Origin of the sequence: Arthrobacter sp. yr096, assembly GCF_900108925.1 — a bacterium.
Taxonomy (GTDB): domain Bacteria; phylum Actinomycetota; class Actinomycetes; order Actinomycetales; family Micrococcaceae; genus Arthrobacter.
On record NZ_FNYI01000005.1, the window covers coordinates 196,645 to 209,830 of the forward strand.

The 13,186-nt window shown below is 63.2% G+C and carries 14 protein-coding genes; 8 read left to right on the plus strand and 6 right to left on the minus strand.

Annotated features, from left to right (window positions below; translation table 11 throughout):
• Positions 1–47 precede the first annotated feature (47 nt).
• From BMY91_RS14225 to BMY91_RS14235, 3 genes are read left to right on the plus strand one after another with little or no spacing between them, the layout of a single operon-like run.
• A complete protein-coding gene (locus BMY91_RS14225; protein ID WP_090822996.1) occupies positions 48–803 on the plus strand; it encodes a TetR/AcrR family transcriptional regulator in 756 nt (251 codons plus the stop codon).
• Positions 804–820: 17 nt separating this feature from the next.
• Entirely contained in the window at positions 821–1,612 is a 792-nt protein-coding gene (locus BMY91_RS14230) for an oxygenase MpaB family protein (protein ID WP_090822998.1), read from the plus strand.
• Positions 1,605–2,495, plus strand: coding sequence for a DUF817 domain-containing protein (locus tag BMY91_RS14235; protein ID WP_090823001.1), 891 nt, complete (start codon positions 1,605–1,607; stop codon positions 2,493–2,495). The genes BMY91_RS14230 and BMY91_RS14235 overlap by 8 nt, the downstream gene beginning before the upstream one ends.
• 212 nt (positions 2,496–2,707) lie before the next feature.
• Here BMY91_RS14235 and BMY91_RS23490 read toward each other — a convergent pair whose 3' ends face one another.
• A complete protein-coding gene (locus tag BMY91_RS23490; RefSeq protein ID WP_256212749.1) occupies positions 2,708–3,025 on the minus strand; it encodes a hypothetical protein in 318 nt (105 codons plus the stop codon).
• Between the two features lie 252 nt (positions 3,026–3,277).
• Between BMY91_RS23490 and dnaK the strand changes: the two genes are divergently transcribed.
• The 5 genes from dnaK to BMY91_RS14265 all read left to right on the plus strand — a co-directional run bounded on the left by dnaK (position 3,278) and on the right by BMY91_RS14265 (position 8,145).
• Positions 3,278–5,143, plus strand: coding sequence for a molecular chaperone DnaK (dnaK, locus tag BMY91_RS14245; RefSeq protein WP_090823003.1), 1,866 nt, complete (start codon positions 3,278–3,280; stop codon positions 5,141–5,143).
• Between the two features lie 2 nt (positions 5,144–5,145).
• Positions 5,146–5,805, plus strand: coding sequence for a nucleotide exchange factor GrpE (locus BMY91_RS14250; RefSeq protein WP_062068218.1), 660 nt, complete (start codon positions 5,146–5,148; stop codon positions 5,803–5,805).
• Between the two features lie 210 nt (positions 5,806–6,015).
• On the plus strand, positions 6,016–6,999 hold the full coding sequence (locus tag BMY91_RS14255) for a DnaJ C-terminal domain-containing protein (protein ID WP_090823005.1): 984 nt from the start codon (positions 6,016–6,018) through the stop codon (positions 6,997–6,999).
• A gap of 10 nt (positions 7,000–7,009) precedes the next feature.
• The gene (locus BMY91_RS14260) at positions 7,010–7,438 is read left to right on the plus strand and encodes a heat shock protein transcriptional repressor HspR (protein WP_090823006.1); all 429 of its coding nucleotides are present in this window, start codon (positions 7,010–7,012) and stop codon (positions 7,436–7,438) included.
• Positions 7,439–7,443: 5 nt separating this feature from the next.
• Positions 7,444–8,145, plus strand: a complete 702-nt coding sequence (locus tag BMY91_RS14265; RefSeq protein WP_090823488.1) for an HAD family hydrolase — start codon at positions 7,444–7,446, stop codon at positions 8,143–8,145.
• 19 nt (positions 8,146–8,164) lie between these two features.
• Here BMY91_RS14265 and BMY91_RS14270 read toward each other — a convergent pair whose 3' ends face one another.
• From BMY91_RS14270 to glpK, 5 genes are read right to left on the minus strand one after another with little or no spacing between them, the layout of a single operon-like run.
• Entirely contained in the window at positions 8,165–9,079 is a 915-nt protein-coding gene (locus tag BMY91_RS14270; RefSeq protein WP_090823008.1) for a MurR/RpiR family transcriptional regulator, read from the minus strand.
• A gap of 15 nt (positions 9,080–9,094) precedes the next feature.
• A complete protein-coding gene (locus BMY91_RS14275) occupies positions 9,095–10,051 on the minus strand; it encodes a phosphoglycerate dehydrogenase (protein ID WP_090823010.1) in 957 nt (318 codons plus the stop codon).
• A gap of 5 nt (positions 10,052–10,056) precedes the next feature.
• Positions 10,057–10,668, minus strand: a complete 612-nt coding sequence (locus tag BMY91_RS14280) for a glucose-6-phosphate isomerase (protein ID WP_090823012.1) — start codon at positions 10,666–10,668, stop codon at positions 10,057–10,059.
• Positions 10,665–11,624, minus strand: a complete 960-nt coding sequence (locus tag BMY91_RS14285; protein WP_090823013.1) for a shikimate dehydrogenase family protein — start codon at positions 11,622–11,624, stop codon at positions 10,665–10,667. The genes BMY91_RS14280 and BMY91_RS14285 overlap by 4 nt, the downstream gene beginning before the upstream one ends.
• A 35-nt stretch (positions 11,625–11,659) precedes the next feature.
• Complete coding sequence (glpK, locus tag BMY91_RS14290) at positions 11,660–13,159, minus strand: glycerol kinase GlpK (protein WP_090823015.1); 1,500 nt, start codon at positions 13,157–13,159, stop codon at positions 11,660–11,662.
• Between the last annotated feature and the right edge of the window lie 27 nt (positions 13,160–13,186).

Sequence of the window (13,186 nt, forward strand, 5' to 3'; positions counted from 1 at the left end):
GTGCTCTCGTTTGTTTGCAGCGCTCTCTGTTGTGGCATGCTAAGAACATGACGTCAGCTGAATCCATCGCAGCCCAGACCAAAGCCAAGACCAAGGCGAAGCCCCCGACCCCGCGGGAACGGGCGCGCACGCAGACCATCGCTGACATCATCCGCCTGGGTCGCGAGCATCTGGCGCTTCATGGCGCAGCGGCTCTTTCCCTGCGCGCCGTTGCGCGGGATCTAGGCGTCGTATCTTCGGCCGTGTATCGCTACGTCGAGAACCGCGACGAGCTCCTCACCCTCCTGCTCATCGATGCGTACAACGAGCTCGGTGACGCAGTGGATGCTGCGGTAGATGCCGTCCCGGAGGATGACTTCTCCGGGCAGTTCAGGGCCCTTGGCAATGCCGTCCGGTCATGGGCCGTCCGCGAACCCGCCAGCTACGCCTTGCTCTTTGGCAGCCCAGTGCCCGGGTATCAGGCGCCGGGGGAGCGCACCACCGTCCCCGGCACGCGCGTCATCGTCCGCCTCGTCGGGATCTTCGATGCCGCCTACCGCGCAGGTGCCTTGGCCGCTGAGGTGACTCCCGCCGTCGTAATTCAGGAAGGGCTGGGCGCAGACTTGGCGACCATTCGCGCCGGGATGAATCTCGCGGCACCGGACACGTCATTGGCGCGGGGTGTCCTGGTGTGGACGTCGGTGTTCGGGGCCATCAGTTTTGAGGTTTTCGGGCAGTACGGCGCTGATACCTTCGCTGCCCGCGACGAACTTTTTGAGCATCAGTTGAGCGTTCTCCAGGGCGTCGTGGGGCTCCAAGGCTAGGGCGCTACAGTATTCAGATGGTTCGTGGACTGGCTGATATTGGTGCGGAGGGTGTCCTCCTCGCTGGTGCGGGCCGCGCAATCCTCCTACAAATCGCCGACCCCAAAGTGGGTCATGGCGTGGCCGAGCACAGTAATTTCGCCGAGCGGCCCATGGATCGCCTCCGCGCGACCATGACGTACGTGTACGCGGTGGTCTACGGATCGGAGGAGCAACTGAAGGCCGTTCGCCGCGCCGTCAACCGTGCCCACGCGCCCGTTCGTCGCGGACCGGACGGGGCTTCCACTGGATACAGTGCCTTCGACGCGGAGTCCCAACTCTGGGTGGTGGCCACCCTCTATGACACCGCTGTAACGGTCTACCAGCACGTCCATGGAACGCTCGACGACGAGGCGGCCGATCGCATCTATCGCGAGTATGCGCGTATAGGGACCGCACTGCAGCTTCCCGCGGACAAGTGGCCGGCGGATCGGATCGCCTTTGAAACGTACTGGGAGTCCCGCGTGCGCGGACTGTATCCGGACGACAAAGCGCTCAAGGTGGCCCGGGACCTGCTCCATCCCGCCGGCGGACCGCGGCTGCTGCGCCTGGCCATGCCGCTGGCACGATTCCTTACGGCCGGGCTGTTGCCCGATCATCTCCGTGAGGGATTCGGCTTCACGTGGGGCGAAAGCCAGGCGCGGCGCTTCGAGCGGACCATGCGGCTGGTGGGTCGCGTCTACCCTCGCCTTCCGCAGCGGGTCCGGCATTGGCCCCGCGACTACTACCTGGGACAACTTGTTGTGGAACCCAAGGTTCCCCATGCGTAACTCCACGTCGGTTGAGCAATACATCGACGATCTGGCGCACCGGTATCTGGACAATGCCCGTGGGGGTCGACTGCGGGCCGGGCTGACCGAGTTTGTGGTGTTCGGGCTGAAGCAGGCGTGGGCTTGTGTGTTCGGTGCGGCGTTGCTTGCCGTGATCATCGCTGCGCGCCTCTGGTATCCGGACAACGCCGCCCTGGCCCGGAACGACTTCCTGACCCTCGCCGCCATCGTCATCCAGATTCTGATGATCTCTTTCAGGCTGGAAACGCTGCGGGAGCTGCGGGTCATCCTGCTCTTCCACGTGGTGGGGACAGTGATGGAACTGTTCAAGACGGACGTCGGATCTTGGGCATACGAGGCCGAGGGCTTCCTCCGGATCGGGGCGGTTCCACTGTTCAGCGGCTTCATGTATGCGGCCGTGGGGTCCTACATGGTGCGGGTGTTCCGGCTGTTCGATCTCCGCTTCGACCGGTACCCGCGGCGTTGGATCACGGCCGTTGTAGCGGCTGCGATCTACGTGAATTTCTTCTCGCACCACTACATCTTCGACGCGCGCTGGGTGCTGCTGGCCGCCGTCGTGCTTGTCTACGGACGGTGCGTGATGCACTTCCGGGTGTTCCGGCGTCGCTTCAAGATGCCCATTCTGGTGTCGTTCCTGCTGGTGGCGCTGTTCATCTGGTTCGCGGAGAACATCGGTACGTGGTCCCGTGCGTGGCTGTATCCCAACCAGCTGAACGGGTGGCAGGCGGTCTCCATCGACAAGCTTTTGGCCTGGTTCCTGCTGATGATTATCTCCGTGGTGCTGGTGGCGTGGGTGTACAAGCCCGAGCCCCTTGACGCTGACGCCGCTGAGGTGCCTAGGCTTCACCGCGTATCGCCTTGATGGCCGCGCGCCGCGCCTGAAGCAAGGGCTCGACGTCGGACACCCGGCTGAGGCGCACGGCTTCCGGTGGAGGCGGGTTGCGTTGGGCGTTGATCACGATGCCGAAGCCGCCGAATGTGCCGGCCGCAAGCCATGAGTTCAGTCCGCGCCAAAGCGTTACGTCCGTGGGCGTGCCGTCAACGGTGATAGTGAGCCGCTCGGCGATGAGGGCGTCAAAGGCTGCGTCCTGGCGTTGAAGCTCTTCCAGGGTGTGGGGGATTCCCGCTGAAGCACGCCACCGGTTCCTGGCAAGCCCGCGAGTCCTGGGGGGTGGTGATCACCTCCACCAGTGGGTCCGCGTGCGAAAAACCGTCGCCGTGGGACACCGAGCCCTCGCTGCCGTCCAATTGCCAGGATCCCAGCATCACAGGGCCTTCCTGGTCTTCCATGGAGAACAGTGGGAGCCGGATCGCGCCACTGCGAACCTCCTCATCCATGCGGTCATTCATCGCCCAGAACTCATCCGGCGGCAGGTATCCAGCGAACTCCATCGCGCCAGTTTGCCAGTTCACCGTGGGCGAAACCAGCCCCTTAGCCGCGTGATTCCGGGGTTTTCCTGGGCACTTGAAGCAAAGTTGAGCGCACTCGACTCAACTTTGGATTGACTTAATTCGGAGGCTGAGTACAGTTGAGTGCAGAACGCTCAACTAGCCGATTGTTGAGCAGGCTCCCAGCACGTCAACCGCCCAGCGGACCGTTGCCAGGCGCGATCTCCAACATCGGCCATTGAAAGGAAACAAGATATGTCACGTGCAGTAGGTATCGACCTCGGAACCACCAACTCCGTGGTCTCTGTTCTCGAAGGTGGCGAGCCCACCGTTATTGCCAACGCAGAAGGCGGCCGCACCACGCCGTCCGTCGTTGCGTTCTCCAAGTCCGGCGAAGTCCTGGTTGGCGAAATCGCCAAGCGCCAGGCCGTCAACAACATCGATCGCACCATCGCTTCCGTCAAGCGCCACATGGGCACCGACTGGAACGTCGCCATCGATGACAAGAAGTACACGCCGCAGGAAATCTCCGCGCGTATCCTCATGAAGCTCAAGAACGACGCCGAGAGCTACTTGGGCGAAAAGGTCACCGACGCCGTGATCACCGTTCCGGCCTACTTCAACGACGCCGAGCGCCAGTCCACCAAGGAAGCCGGCGAAATCGCAGGCCTCAACGTCCTCCGCATTGTCAACGAGCCCACCGCGGCTGCACTGGCCTACGGCCTGGACAAGGGCAAGGAAGACGAACTCATCCTGGTCTTCGACCTCGGTGGCGGAACCTTCGACGTCTCCCTCCTCGAGGTTGGCAAGGACGAAGACAACTTCTCCACCATCCAGGTCCGCGCAACCGCCGGTGACAACCGCCTCGGTGGCGACGACTGGGACAACCGTGTTGTCGAGTGGCTCCTGAGCCAGCTCAAGGTCAAGGGCATCGACCTCTCCAAGGACAAGATCGCCCTCCAGCGTCTCCGCGAAGCTGCAGAGCAGGCCAAGAAGGAATTGTCCTCCTCCACCAGCACCAACATCTCCCTCCAGTACCTGTCCGTCACCCCCGACGGCCCGGTTCACCTGGACGAGCAGCTGACCCGTGCCAAGTTCCAGGACCTCACCAAGGACCTGCTGGACCGCACCAAGAAGCCGTTCCAGGACGTCATCGCTGAAGCCGGCATCAAGGTTTCCGACATCGACCACATCGTCCTCGTCGGTGGCTCCACCCGTATGCCCGCTGTCTCCGAGCTGGTCAAGGAACTCGCTGGCGGCAAGGAGCCCAACAAGGGCGTCAACCCGGACGAGGTTGTGGCCGTTGGTGCCGCACTCCAGGCCGGTGTCCTGAAGGGTGAGCGCAAGGACGTTCTCCTCATCGACGTCACCCCGCTGTCCCTCGGTATCGAAACCAAGGGTGGCGTCATGACGCACCTCATCGAGCGCAACACCGCTATCCCCACCAAGCGCTCCGAGACCTTCACCACCGCTGACGACAACCAGCCGTCCGTGGCCATCCAGGTCTTCCAGGGCGAGCGTGAATTCACCCGCGACAACAAGCCGCTGGGCACGTTCGAACTGACCGGCATCGCTCCGGCACCCCGCGGCGTTCCGCAGGTTGAGGTCACCTTCGACATCGACGCCAACGGCATCGTCCACGTGTCCGCCAAGGACAAGGGCACCGGCACGGAACAGTCCATGACCATCACCGGTGGCACGGCGCTGTCCAAGGACGACATCGACCGCATGGTCCGTGAAGCCGAAGAACACGCTGCAGAGGACAAGGCCCGCCGCGAAGCTACGGACACCCGTAACTCCGCCGAGCAGCTGGCCTACTCCGTGGACAAGCTGATCGCCGACAACGACGACAAGCTGCCGGAGGAAGTCAAGACCGAGGTCAAGGCCGACGTCGACGCTCTCAAGTCCGCGCTGGAAGGCACCGACGACGCCGCTGTAAAGACTGCGTTCGAGAAGCTCCAGGCTTCCCAGACGAAGCTCGGCGAAGCCATCTACTCGCAGGCCGCCGCAGCTGATGCTCCGGGTGCCGGTGCAGAAGGCGCTCCCGCCGGTGAAAAGGCTGCCGACGACGAAGACATCGTTGACGCCGAAATCATCGACGAAGACGAAGCGAAGAAGTAGCCATGCCTCACCACGGCAACGAAGCAGAGCACTCTGAAGGCAACGAGCCGCGCAAGCCCGTTATCCGGGACAACCGCAAGGTTGACCCGGAGACCGGTGCGGCCCGTCACCCCGATAGCGAAGCTGCGGCTCCCACCGAAGGCAACGCCGCTCCCACAGACGGCGACGCCCTCTCCCAAGCTGAGGAAATCCTCAACGGGGTAGAGGTGCCGGCTGAGGAATCGGTAGCCTCCGGTGCCGCGGCTGAAGCCCAGGCAGCGGAGCTCCGCAACGACCTCCTTCGCCTTCAGGCTGAGTACGTCAACTACCGCAAGCGCGTGGAACGCGACCGTGCCGTAGCAGGGGAGATGGCCGTCATTGGCGTCCTCAACTCCCTGCTCCCGGTGCTGGACGACGTCGACGCCGCCCGCCAGCACGGTGACCTCGAAGACGGCCCCTTCGCCGCCATCGCCACCAAGCTGGAGAATGCGCTGAAAACGTACGGACTGGAACGCATCGCGGATACCGGTGTCGAATTCGACCCCACCATCCACGAAGCACTCATCCAGCAGCCCGGCGAAGACATCGAGGTTGACACGGTCAGCCAGGTGCTGCGCTCCGGATACCGCTCAGGTGAGCGGGTCCTGCGTGCAGCCCAGGTGATCGTCGCGGTTCCGGCGTAACCAGCAGACGCTTCACCGGATATGGGGCGGTGCCCGTCCCCTGCCACTCCCAACGCTCGCAAGCTCGCGTCGGGACCCTCGTGGCAGTGGGCCCCCCACGGGTGGCCCTCCACACCGCCGCCCCATATCCGGTTCCGCGTCGGTTGTAAGCTCGCCAGAGGCGCGATGACTGCAGCCGCACGTTTTTTATTGATTTGAAAGGAAACGCTCTTGGCCAGCCAGGACTGGGTTGAAAAGGATTTTTACGCGATCCTTGGTATCGCCAAGGACGCGTCCGACGCGGATATCAAGAAGGCTTACCGCAAGCTAGCCCGGCAGTACCACCCGGATACCAATGCCGGGGATGCTGCTGCGGAGAAGAAGTTCAAGGACATTTCCGAGGCTTACTCGGTGTTGTCGAGTCCTGAGGACCGGCAGCAGTACGACGCCATCCGTGCCATGGGTGGTGCCCGGTTCGCTCCGGGTGCCGGAGCTGGACGTGGTGGTGCTGGTGCCAATGGCGGGTTTGAGGACCTGTTTGGTGGCTTGTTTGGTGGCGGGCCTGGTGCTCGTCAGCCTGCGGGCGGCGGGGGAATTCCTCCGGAGTTCGCGGACCTGTTTGGCGGCGGCTTCGGCGGCGGTAACCAAACCGGGTTCCAGCGGGCACCACAGAAGGGCTCAGACCGCACTGCGACGACGTCCATCTCGTTTGCCGGTTCCATCAAGGGCACCACAGTGAGCCTGCGCGAGAGCAACGGCAACGTCATCGACGTCAAGATTCCGGCCGGTATCAAGGACGGGCAGAAAGTCCGGCAGCGCGGCAAGGGCAACGTGGGCCCGGCCGGCAATGGCGACCTCATCATCACGGTGAGTGTGAAGCCGCACGAATTTTTCCACCGCGACGGCGACAACATCCGCATCCACGTGCCGGTCACGTTCGCTGAAGCGGCGCTGGGTGCCACCATCGACGTTCCGACGCTCGACGGCGACACCGTCAAGGTGCGCGTCCCGGCAGGAACTCCGGCTGGCCGAACCCTCCGGGTCAAGGGCCGGGGGGTGAAGACGTCCAAGGCCACCGGCGACCTGTTGGTGACTATCGACGTCGCGGTCCCCCAGAACCTGAACAAGGAAGCCGAAGAAGCCGTGAAGGCGTTTGCTGCTGCCACCACTGACGCCAACCCGCGGCACGATCTGGCCGCGAAGGCCCGGTTGTAAGGAGGCGGTCATGGGCATCGACGTCAATCAGCCGATCTTTGTCATCTCCGTTGCCGCGGAGCTTGCCGACATGCATCCGCAGACGTTGCGCCAGTACGATCGCCTGGGCATCGTCTCGCCCAGCCGCGCACCGGGCAAGTCCCGCCGATATTCGCAGAATGACATCAACAGACTGCGGGAAGTCCAGCGTCTCTCGCAGTCCGGCGTCTCCCTCGAGGGCATCAAACGCATCCTCGACCTCGAAAACCAGGTAGCCGCGTTGCAGTACCGCGTGGCTGAGCTGACTGAAGAACTGACCCGCCGCCGCACACCGGTGGACGCCCGCATCTTCGCGGCAGGCGCGGCCGGCGACGTCGTCAGCTTGGCCCGCGGGCAACGGCCCAGGGCAAGGTCCCAGGCTGTTGTGGTGTGGCGTCCGAGGTCGGGGGACGCACGGTGACACCCATGCCAACCCGGCTGGTGGGGTACGCAGGCACTCCGTCCACCTTGACGGATACGTTTGGTTCGTGGCGTCCGCAAGCGGTCGTGTTCGACTGCGATGGGCTGTTAATGGACACGGAATCTCTCTGGGTGCAAACGCAGCGCATTGTGTGCGGAGAGCTCGGCGTGTATTTCGATACCAACCTCCAGCACCAATTGGTGGGCTTGCCTGCCAGCCGCATTGGCCCGTTGATGGCCGAACGCTCCGGGACGGACCCCGACGCAGTCATCACACAACTTTTGGATGTGAATGAACGCCTGGTTCGCGAATCCGGTAAGCCGATGCCTGGTGCTCGCGAACTCGTGACTTTCCTTGGTGCGAAGGTTCCACTCGCAGTTGCGAGTAACTCTGCGCGCCGCATTCTGGACGTGGCATTGAGTCGTGGTGATTTCGACAACGGATTTGCCGCCACTGTGTCCTCAGACGATGTGCCTCGTCCCAAGCCGGCTCCGGACGTCTATCTGGCTGCCGCCAATGCCCTTGGCGTCGGTCCCCAGAATTGTCTGGCTTTCGAAGATTCCGAGGCGGGCGCTGCGGCAGCGGGCGCCGCGGGTATGAAAGTCATCGCAGTATCCCAGACGGCAAGCCAACGGCCGCTCGCCCACGCACTCTGTGATTCGCTGGAATCCGAGGAGTTGCTGGCATGGGTGGCGGCTTGGCCGTGATGTTTGGGAACAGGAGCAGCTAAACACCCGGCGTGCTTCGGCGTGACTGACGGATGCTGCTTTGGTAGGTGTCCTTGAGGGTCTTGACGGTCTCGTCGTAGTGCCGGGTGGCAAAGGCAGCGTAGAGGATATCGATGACCAGCAGCTGACCCCATTTGCTGGTGACGGATTCGCCGTAAAGTTCACCGCCGCTGGGAACCGTGGCGGTGAACAGCGCTATATCCGCGTGCTCCAGCAGGGGCGAGCCCTCAGCGCCGGTAATGGCCAGGGTTGCGGCTCCCCGTTGCTGCGCCAGGTTAAGCGCCTCAATGATGGGTGTGCTCTGACCGGAGTCGCTGATACCGATGAGCAAATCACCCGGGGCCAGGATGGTGGCCAGCATGACCTGGATGGTGGTGTCGCGGTAGAGCATGCATTTTTTTCCGGCACGGGTGAAGCGCATGACGGCTTCTTCGGCGGCGATGCTGGAGGATCCCATGCAGCAGAAAACAAGTGTGTTCGCAGCGTCGATCATGTCAACCGCGCGCTGGATGGTCTCCACGTCCTGGCGCTGGCCCGTTCGCCGGAGGGACTGGATGCTGCTTCGTTCGACTTTGCCCACGATGTCGGCGGGTGAGTCTCCCCGGTTGACGCCCTCATAGACTACGTCGGAAGCTGACGTTTGCTCCTGTGTGGCTGCTTTCGAGATGAATGTTGCTTCCGCGAGGCCCAGCAGCAGAGATTTGTAGCCGTCCACGCCGAGTTCCCTCACAAAGCGGGAGACGGTTGATTCGCCGACGCCGGCGGCCACCGCCAACTCGGTGATGGTCATGGCCTGCGCACGCTCGGGAGACTGGAGCACGGCCTCTGCCACAAGACGGAGCGACGGCGGAAGATACGGCAGCCGCGCCGAAATTCGGTGCAGCAGTCCGCCGTCGGTGAAGGTCTCCGTCATGTGGCAGTCTCCGGTCTATTGCTGATTGGCCAGGGCCTGAAGCAGGTTGTCCACGGCCGCCCAGGTGGCTCGGTCAACGCTTTCCCCAGTGTATCCACCGATGTGCGGTGTCGCGACGACGTTGGGGTGCAGCACCAACGCGGTGGATCCCGGTGGTTCGGCGGCGAAGACGTCCGTGGCCAGAAATGCCACCTGGCCGGATTCAAGCGCTGCCAGAACCGACTCGTCGTCCACCAGCGAGGACCTGGCCGTGTTGATGATTCCAGTGCCCGGCTGTAGCAGGCTTATGGTCTTCGGACCGATGACCGGTCCGTCTGTGGGAGGCATATGCAGGGAGATGACGGCGCTGGACCCTAGTACCTCCTCCAGTGTCCCCCAGGAGAAATCATCGGACGGGCGGAATGATTCGAGCGGGTACGCATCGAAGGCGAGGACCTTCATGCCCAGTCCCAATGCCATGGTGGCAACCCGGCGTCCGATCTGCCCGCAGCCCACGAGCCCCAGGGTGAGGCCGGAAATTTCGCGGCCCGGACGCCTTGCCCACTGGCCCGCCTTAAGCTGGTGGTCGTGCCACGGGATGCCTCGCACCGCGGAGAGCATGAGGGCGACGGTGAGTTCGGCAACGCCCTGGGAGTTCGCGCCGGGAGCGGTGAGGACGCTGATGCCTTGCCGTTTGGCGGCGTCGATGTCGATTGAATCGATCCCAACGCCGTTGCGGGAGATGGCCTTGAGTTCAGGGAACTCGGACAGGAACGAGCCGCTGAGGCGTTCCGTCCCGGCGATGTAGCCCACGCAGCCGGGAAGGGCGCTGCGGAGCTGCTGTTCGTTGGGCACCGCACCCGGGGCGGGATACACGACGTCGTATCCCGCCTTTTCCAGTTGGCGCAAGGCAGGGTGACCCCCGTCCGAAATGGAACGGGGGGTCACCGCAATCCGGCGGGTGCCGCCGTCGTGCGTTGTCTTCGGTGGCATCGCTGTCAGGCCTGCCAGCGCGGGTTGTCGATGAATTCCGGCTTGCCTTCGCGCTCGACGCAGAGCTTCCTGAATCCCTTGGTCTCAATAGTGCCGTAGTCGTGACCGGCATGGCCCGGGAAGGCAAAGAAGGTCACCAAAGGCTCGGTGTCGGAGACATTGATGCTGCGGTGGGCGTAGCGGCGCGGAACATACACGGCCTGTCCGGGGGTGAATTCCGCGGCCTGCCAATCGCCCTCCGGGTTCTCCATGAGCATGTAGCCGCGGCCACTGAGGCAATAGTAGATTTCGGCGGTATCCAGGACCTCGTGGAAGTGGCCCTTGGTCATGTAGTACTCGTCTCCTACCTTGCCCGGGTACGTGATGCTGGTCCCGTACGCCACATCACCCGTGGTGGAGGGGACTCCCATGTCGAAGAATTCGTAGACAATGACGTCATCCCTGGCTACCTGGGCGGCCGCCGCTTCCTGGTCTGCATACATGTCGGCCATGGCCGAAAGGCGACGCTGGAGTGGTGCCTTGGTGGCGGACAGCCCTGTGGAGACGTCGAAGTCGGTGACGACGGCCTGGACGGTGGTTTCAGTTGGCGTGGTAGTCCCTGCGGGGGTGGTGCTCATTTGGAGATCTCCTTCTTGGAAACGTTCAATGCGATGTCGGAAAGGCGGTCGAAGGCCGGTCCGCGGGTAGGAATGTCGATGCCGAAGACGTCGGCGATCACGCGGGTCCAGCCGTGGAGGAAGTAGACCCAGCCGTCTTCGACGCGGACGTTGAGCCCGGTCTGCTGGGCGCGTGCCTGGTCCAGGAAGACCAAGTCGCCGCGGTAGTTGAAGTCCCAGGCGATGGCGTTGGCCGGGAACACCACGTTGTCCGTGAGGGGCGAGCCGGGCCGGTCCTTCCCCAGTCCTGTGGCGTTGATGATGACGGACCCCGGCGCGGCCGCAGCCACCACCGAATCGTTTTCCACCGCGTCAGCCACCTGGACGTAGGTGATGGGGAGCGTGCTGCCGAGGCCCGTGTGCATGGCCTGCATCTCCTCCAGCCGGCTGATCCGGCGGTTGGTCACCGTAATCTTCGCGGGGACGGGGAGTCCGGCGGAAGCGCGTTTGTGCAGGTAGTACGTCAGGGCTAGCGAAGAACCTCCGGCACCCAGCAGGACCAGCTCCGCGGCAGAATCCAGCCAGTAGTCGTCAGGGACGATCGCTTCCAACGACAGGCCGCTGGTTACGGCGTCCATGGCGTTCCCCCACAGCTGTCCGTCCCTTTTGCTGATGCTGCTGATTTCGTGCAGCACCTGGGCGTCTTCCCCGAAACCGTCGAAGTCCTCGCGGGCTGCACTGACGATGTCCAGCTTGTGGGTGGTGACCAAGGAGCCAAGGGACAGCGGATCGGACTTCAGGAACCGGACAACTTCCTGGTATTCGGCGTCCGGTGCCCCGGGCGAAAGATCGATTCCCCTCAGGACTGCGGCGAGTCCCAGTTCCTCGGCCCATGCCGGGAAGACGCGCATGATGGACGACTGGTTGGTGGTGACACCAATGAAGTACATGGTGGGTTCAGTGGCAGGCATCAACATGGTGGTGCTCTCCTAAGGTCTTGAAAATGGATGGACTAGTGCTCTTCCCAATCGGAGGCACGGGCAACAGCGCGTTGCCAGCCGGAGTACAACTTCTGCCGCTTCTCTTCAGCCATGTCCGGAACGAATTCCCGGTCCAAGGCGAAGGTTTCACGCAGCTGTTCTTTGGTGCTCCACATCCCGCAGGCAAGTCCTGCCAGAAGGGCGGCACCCCTGGCAGTTGACTCCACCTGCCGGGGCCGGAGGACCCGGACGTTGAGCATGTCGGCTTGGAACTGCATGAGGAAGTTGTTCCGGACCGCCCCGCCATCAACCCGGATCTCCGAGACTGGAATGCCTGCATCGGTCTCCATGCAGTTGATGACGTCCTTGATCTGGAAGGCGATGGACTCAAGGGTGGCCCGGATAATGTGGTTGCGGCTCGATCCCCGGGTGAGGCCCAGGATTGCTCCGCGGGCGTACGGATCCCAATACGGCGCGGCCAACCCGGTGAAGGCCGGTACCACGTAGACCCCTCCGGAGTCCTCCACGTGCATTGCTGCGTACTCGCTGTCCGCAGAGTCGTAGATGACGCGGAGTTCATCGCGGAGCCACTGGATGGAGGCGGCAGCAACGAAAATGAGTCCTTCGAGGGCGTACTCCACCTTCCCATCCAGGCCCCACGCGATGGTGGTCAGCATCCCGTTGACCGAGCTCACCGGAGTATCGCCGGTGTGCATGACCAGGCTGGCGCCCGTCCCGTAAGTTGCCTTTACCATGCCCCGGTCAAAGCAAGCCTGGCCGAACAACGCAGCCTGCTGGTCACCAACCGCGGACGCCACGGGAATCCGGGCACCGGCGAAGATCGCATCGCAGGTGTGTCCGTAGACTTCGCTGCTGGGCCGGACCTGGGGGAGCAATATCCGCGGTACCCCCAATTCGTCCAGCAGTTTGTCGTCCCAGTCCAGGGTGTTGATGTTGAAGAGCATGGTCCGGGCCGCGTTGGAGTAATCCGTGACATGGGCCTTGCCCCCGGTGAGGTTCCAGATCAGCCAGCTGTCCACCGTGCCGAAGGCCAGTTCGCCGGCCTCCGCACGGGCACGAGCCCCAGACACGTTGTCCAGGATCCAGGCGATCTTGGTAGCTGAGAAGTAGGCATCCACCACCAAACCCGTTGTGGAGCGAACATGCTCCTCGAAGCCCTTCTCCTTCAGCTCGTCGCACCTGCCCGCAGTCCGACGGTCCTGCCAGACGATGGCGTTCATGATGGGCTTGCCTGTGCTCCGGTCCCAGATGACGGTGGTTTCACGCTGGTTGGTGACACCGATTGCGCTGATGTCCCGGGGATCGATTCCCGCGGCCTCCGTAGCGCGCCGGGCCACAGCGAGTTGGGTATTCCAGATTTCAATGGGGTCGTGTTCCACCCAACCGGGCTTGGGGTAGATCTGGGTGAACTCCTGGCTGGCTTCACCAACGATCTCAAGATCCTGGCTGTAGAGGATCGATCTGATTCCAGTGGTCCCGGAATCGAGTGCCATGATGTACTTCTTCGTCATCAGATGTCCGTTTCTGCGTGCGCTGTG

What these genes read in the sequence shown, in the direction of transcription:
- BMY91_RS14260 (WP_090823006.1), top strand. Translation starts at nt 7,010, where the DNA reads ATGGGCATCGACGTCAATCAGCCGATCTTTGTCATCTCCGTTGCCGCG.
- BMY91_RS14250 (WP_062068218.1), top strand. Translation starts at nt 5,146, where the DNA reads ATGCCTCACCACGGCAACGAAGCAGAGCACTCTGAAGGCAACGAGCCG.
- dnaK (WP_090823003.1), top strand. Translation starts at nt 3,278, where the DNA reads ATGTCACGTGCAGTAGGTATCGACCTCGGAACCACCAACTCCGTGGTC.
- BMY91_RS14275 (WP_090823010.1), bottom strand. Translation starts at nt 10,051, where the DNA reads ATGCCACCGAAGACAACGCACGACGGCGGCACCCGCCGGATTGCGGTG.
- BMY91_RS23490 (WP_256212749.1), bottom strand. Translation starts at nt 3,025, where the DNA reads ATGGAGTTCGCTGGATACCTGCCGCCGGATGAGTTCTGGGCGATGAAT.
- BMY91_RS14230 (WP_090822998.1), top strand. Translation starts at nt 821, where the DNA reads ATGGTTCGTGGACTGGCTGATATTGGTGCGGAGGGTGTCCTCCTCGCT.
- BMY91_RS14280 (WP_090823012.1), bottom strand. Translation starts at nt 10,668, where the DNA reads ATGAGCACCACCCCCGCAGGGACTACCACGCCAACTGAAACCACCGTC.
- BMY91_RS14270 (WP_090823008.1), bottom strand. Translation starts at nt 9,079, where the DNA reads ATGACGGAGACCTTCACCGACGGCGGACTGCTGCACCGAATTTCGGCG.
- glpK (WP_090823015.1), bottom strand. Translation starts at nt 13,159, where the DNA reads ATGACGAAGAAGTACATCATGGCACTCGATTCCGGGACCACTGGAATC.
- BMY91_RS14265 (WP_090823488.1), top strand. Translation starts at nt 7,444, where the DNA reads ATGCCAACCCGGCTGGTGGGGTACGCAGGCACTCCGTCCACCTTGACG.
- BMY91_RS14225 (WP_090822996.1), top strand. Translation starts at nt 48, where the DNA reads ATGACGTCAGCTGAATCCATCGCAGCCCAGACCAAAGCCAAGACCAAG.
- BMY91_RS14235 (WP_090823001.1), top strand. Translation starts at nt 1,605, where the DNA reads ATGCGTAACTCCACGTCGGTTGAGCAATACATCGACGATCTGGCGCAC.
- BMY91_RS14285 (WP_090823013.1), bottom strand. Translation starts at nt 11,624, where the DNA reads ATGTTGATGCCTGCCACTGAACCCACCATGTACTTCATTGGTGTCACC.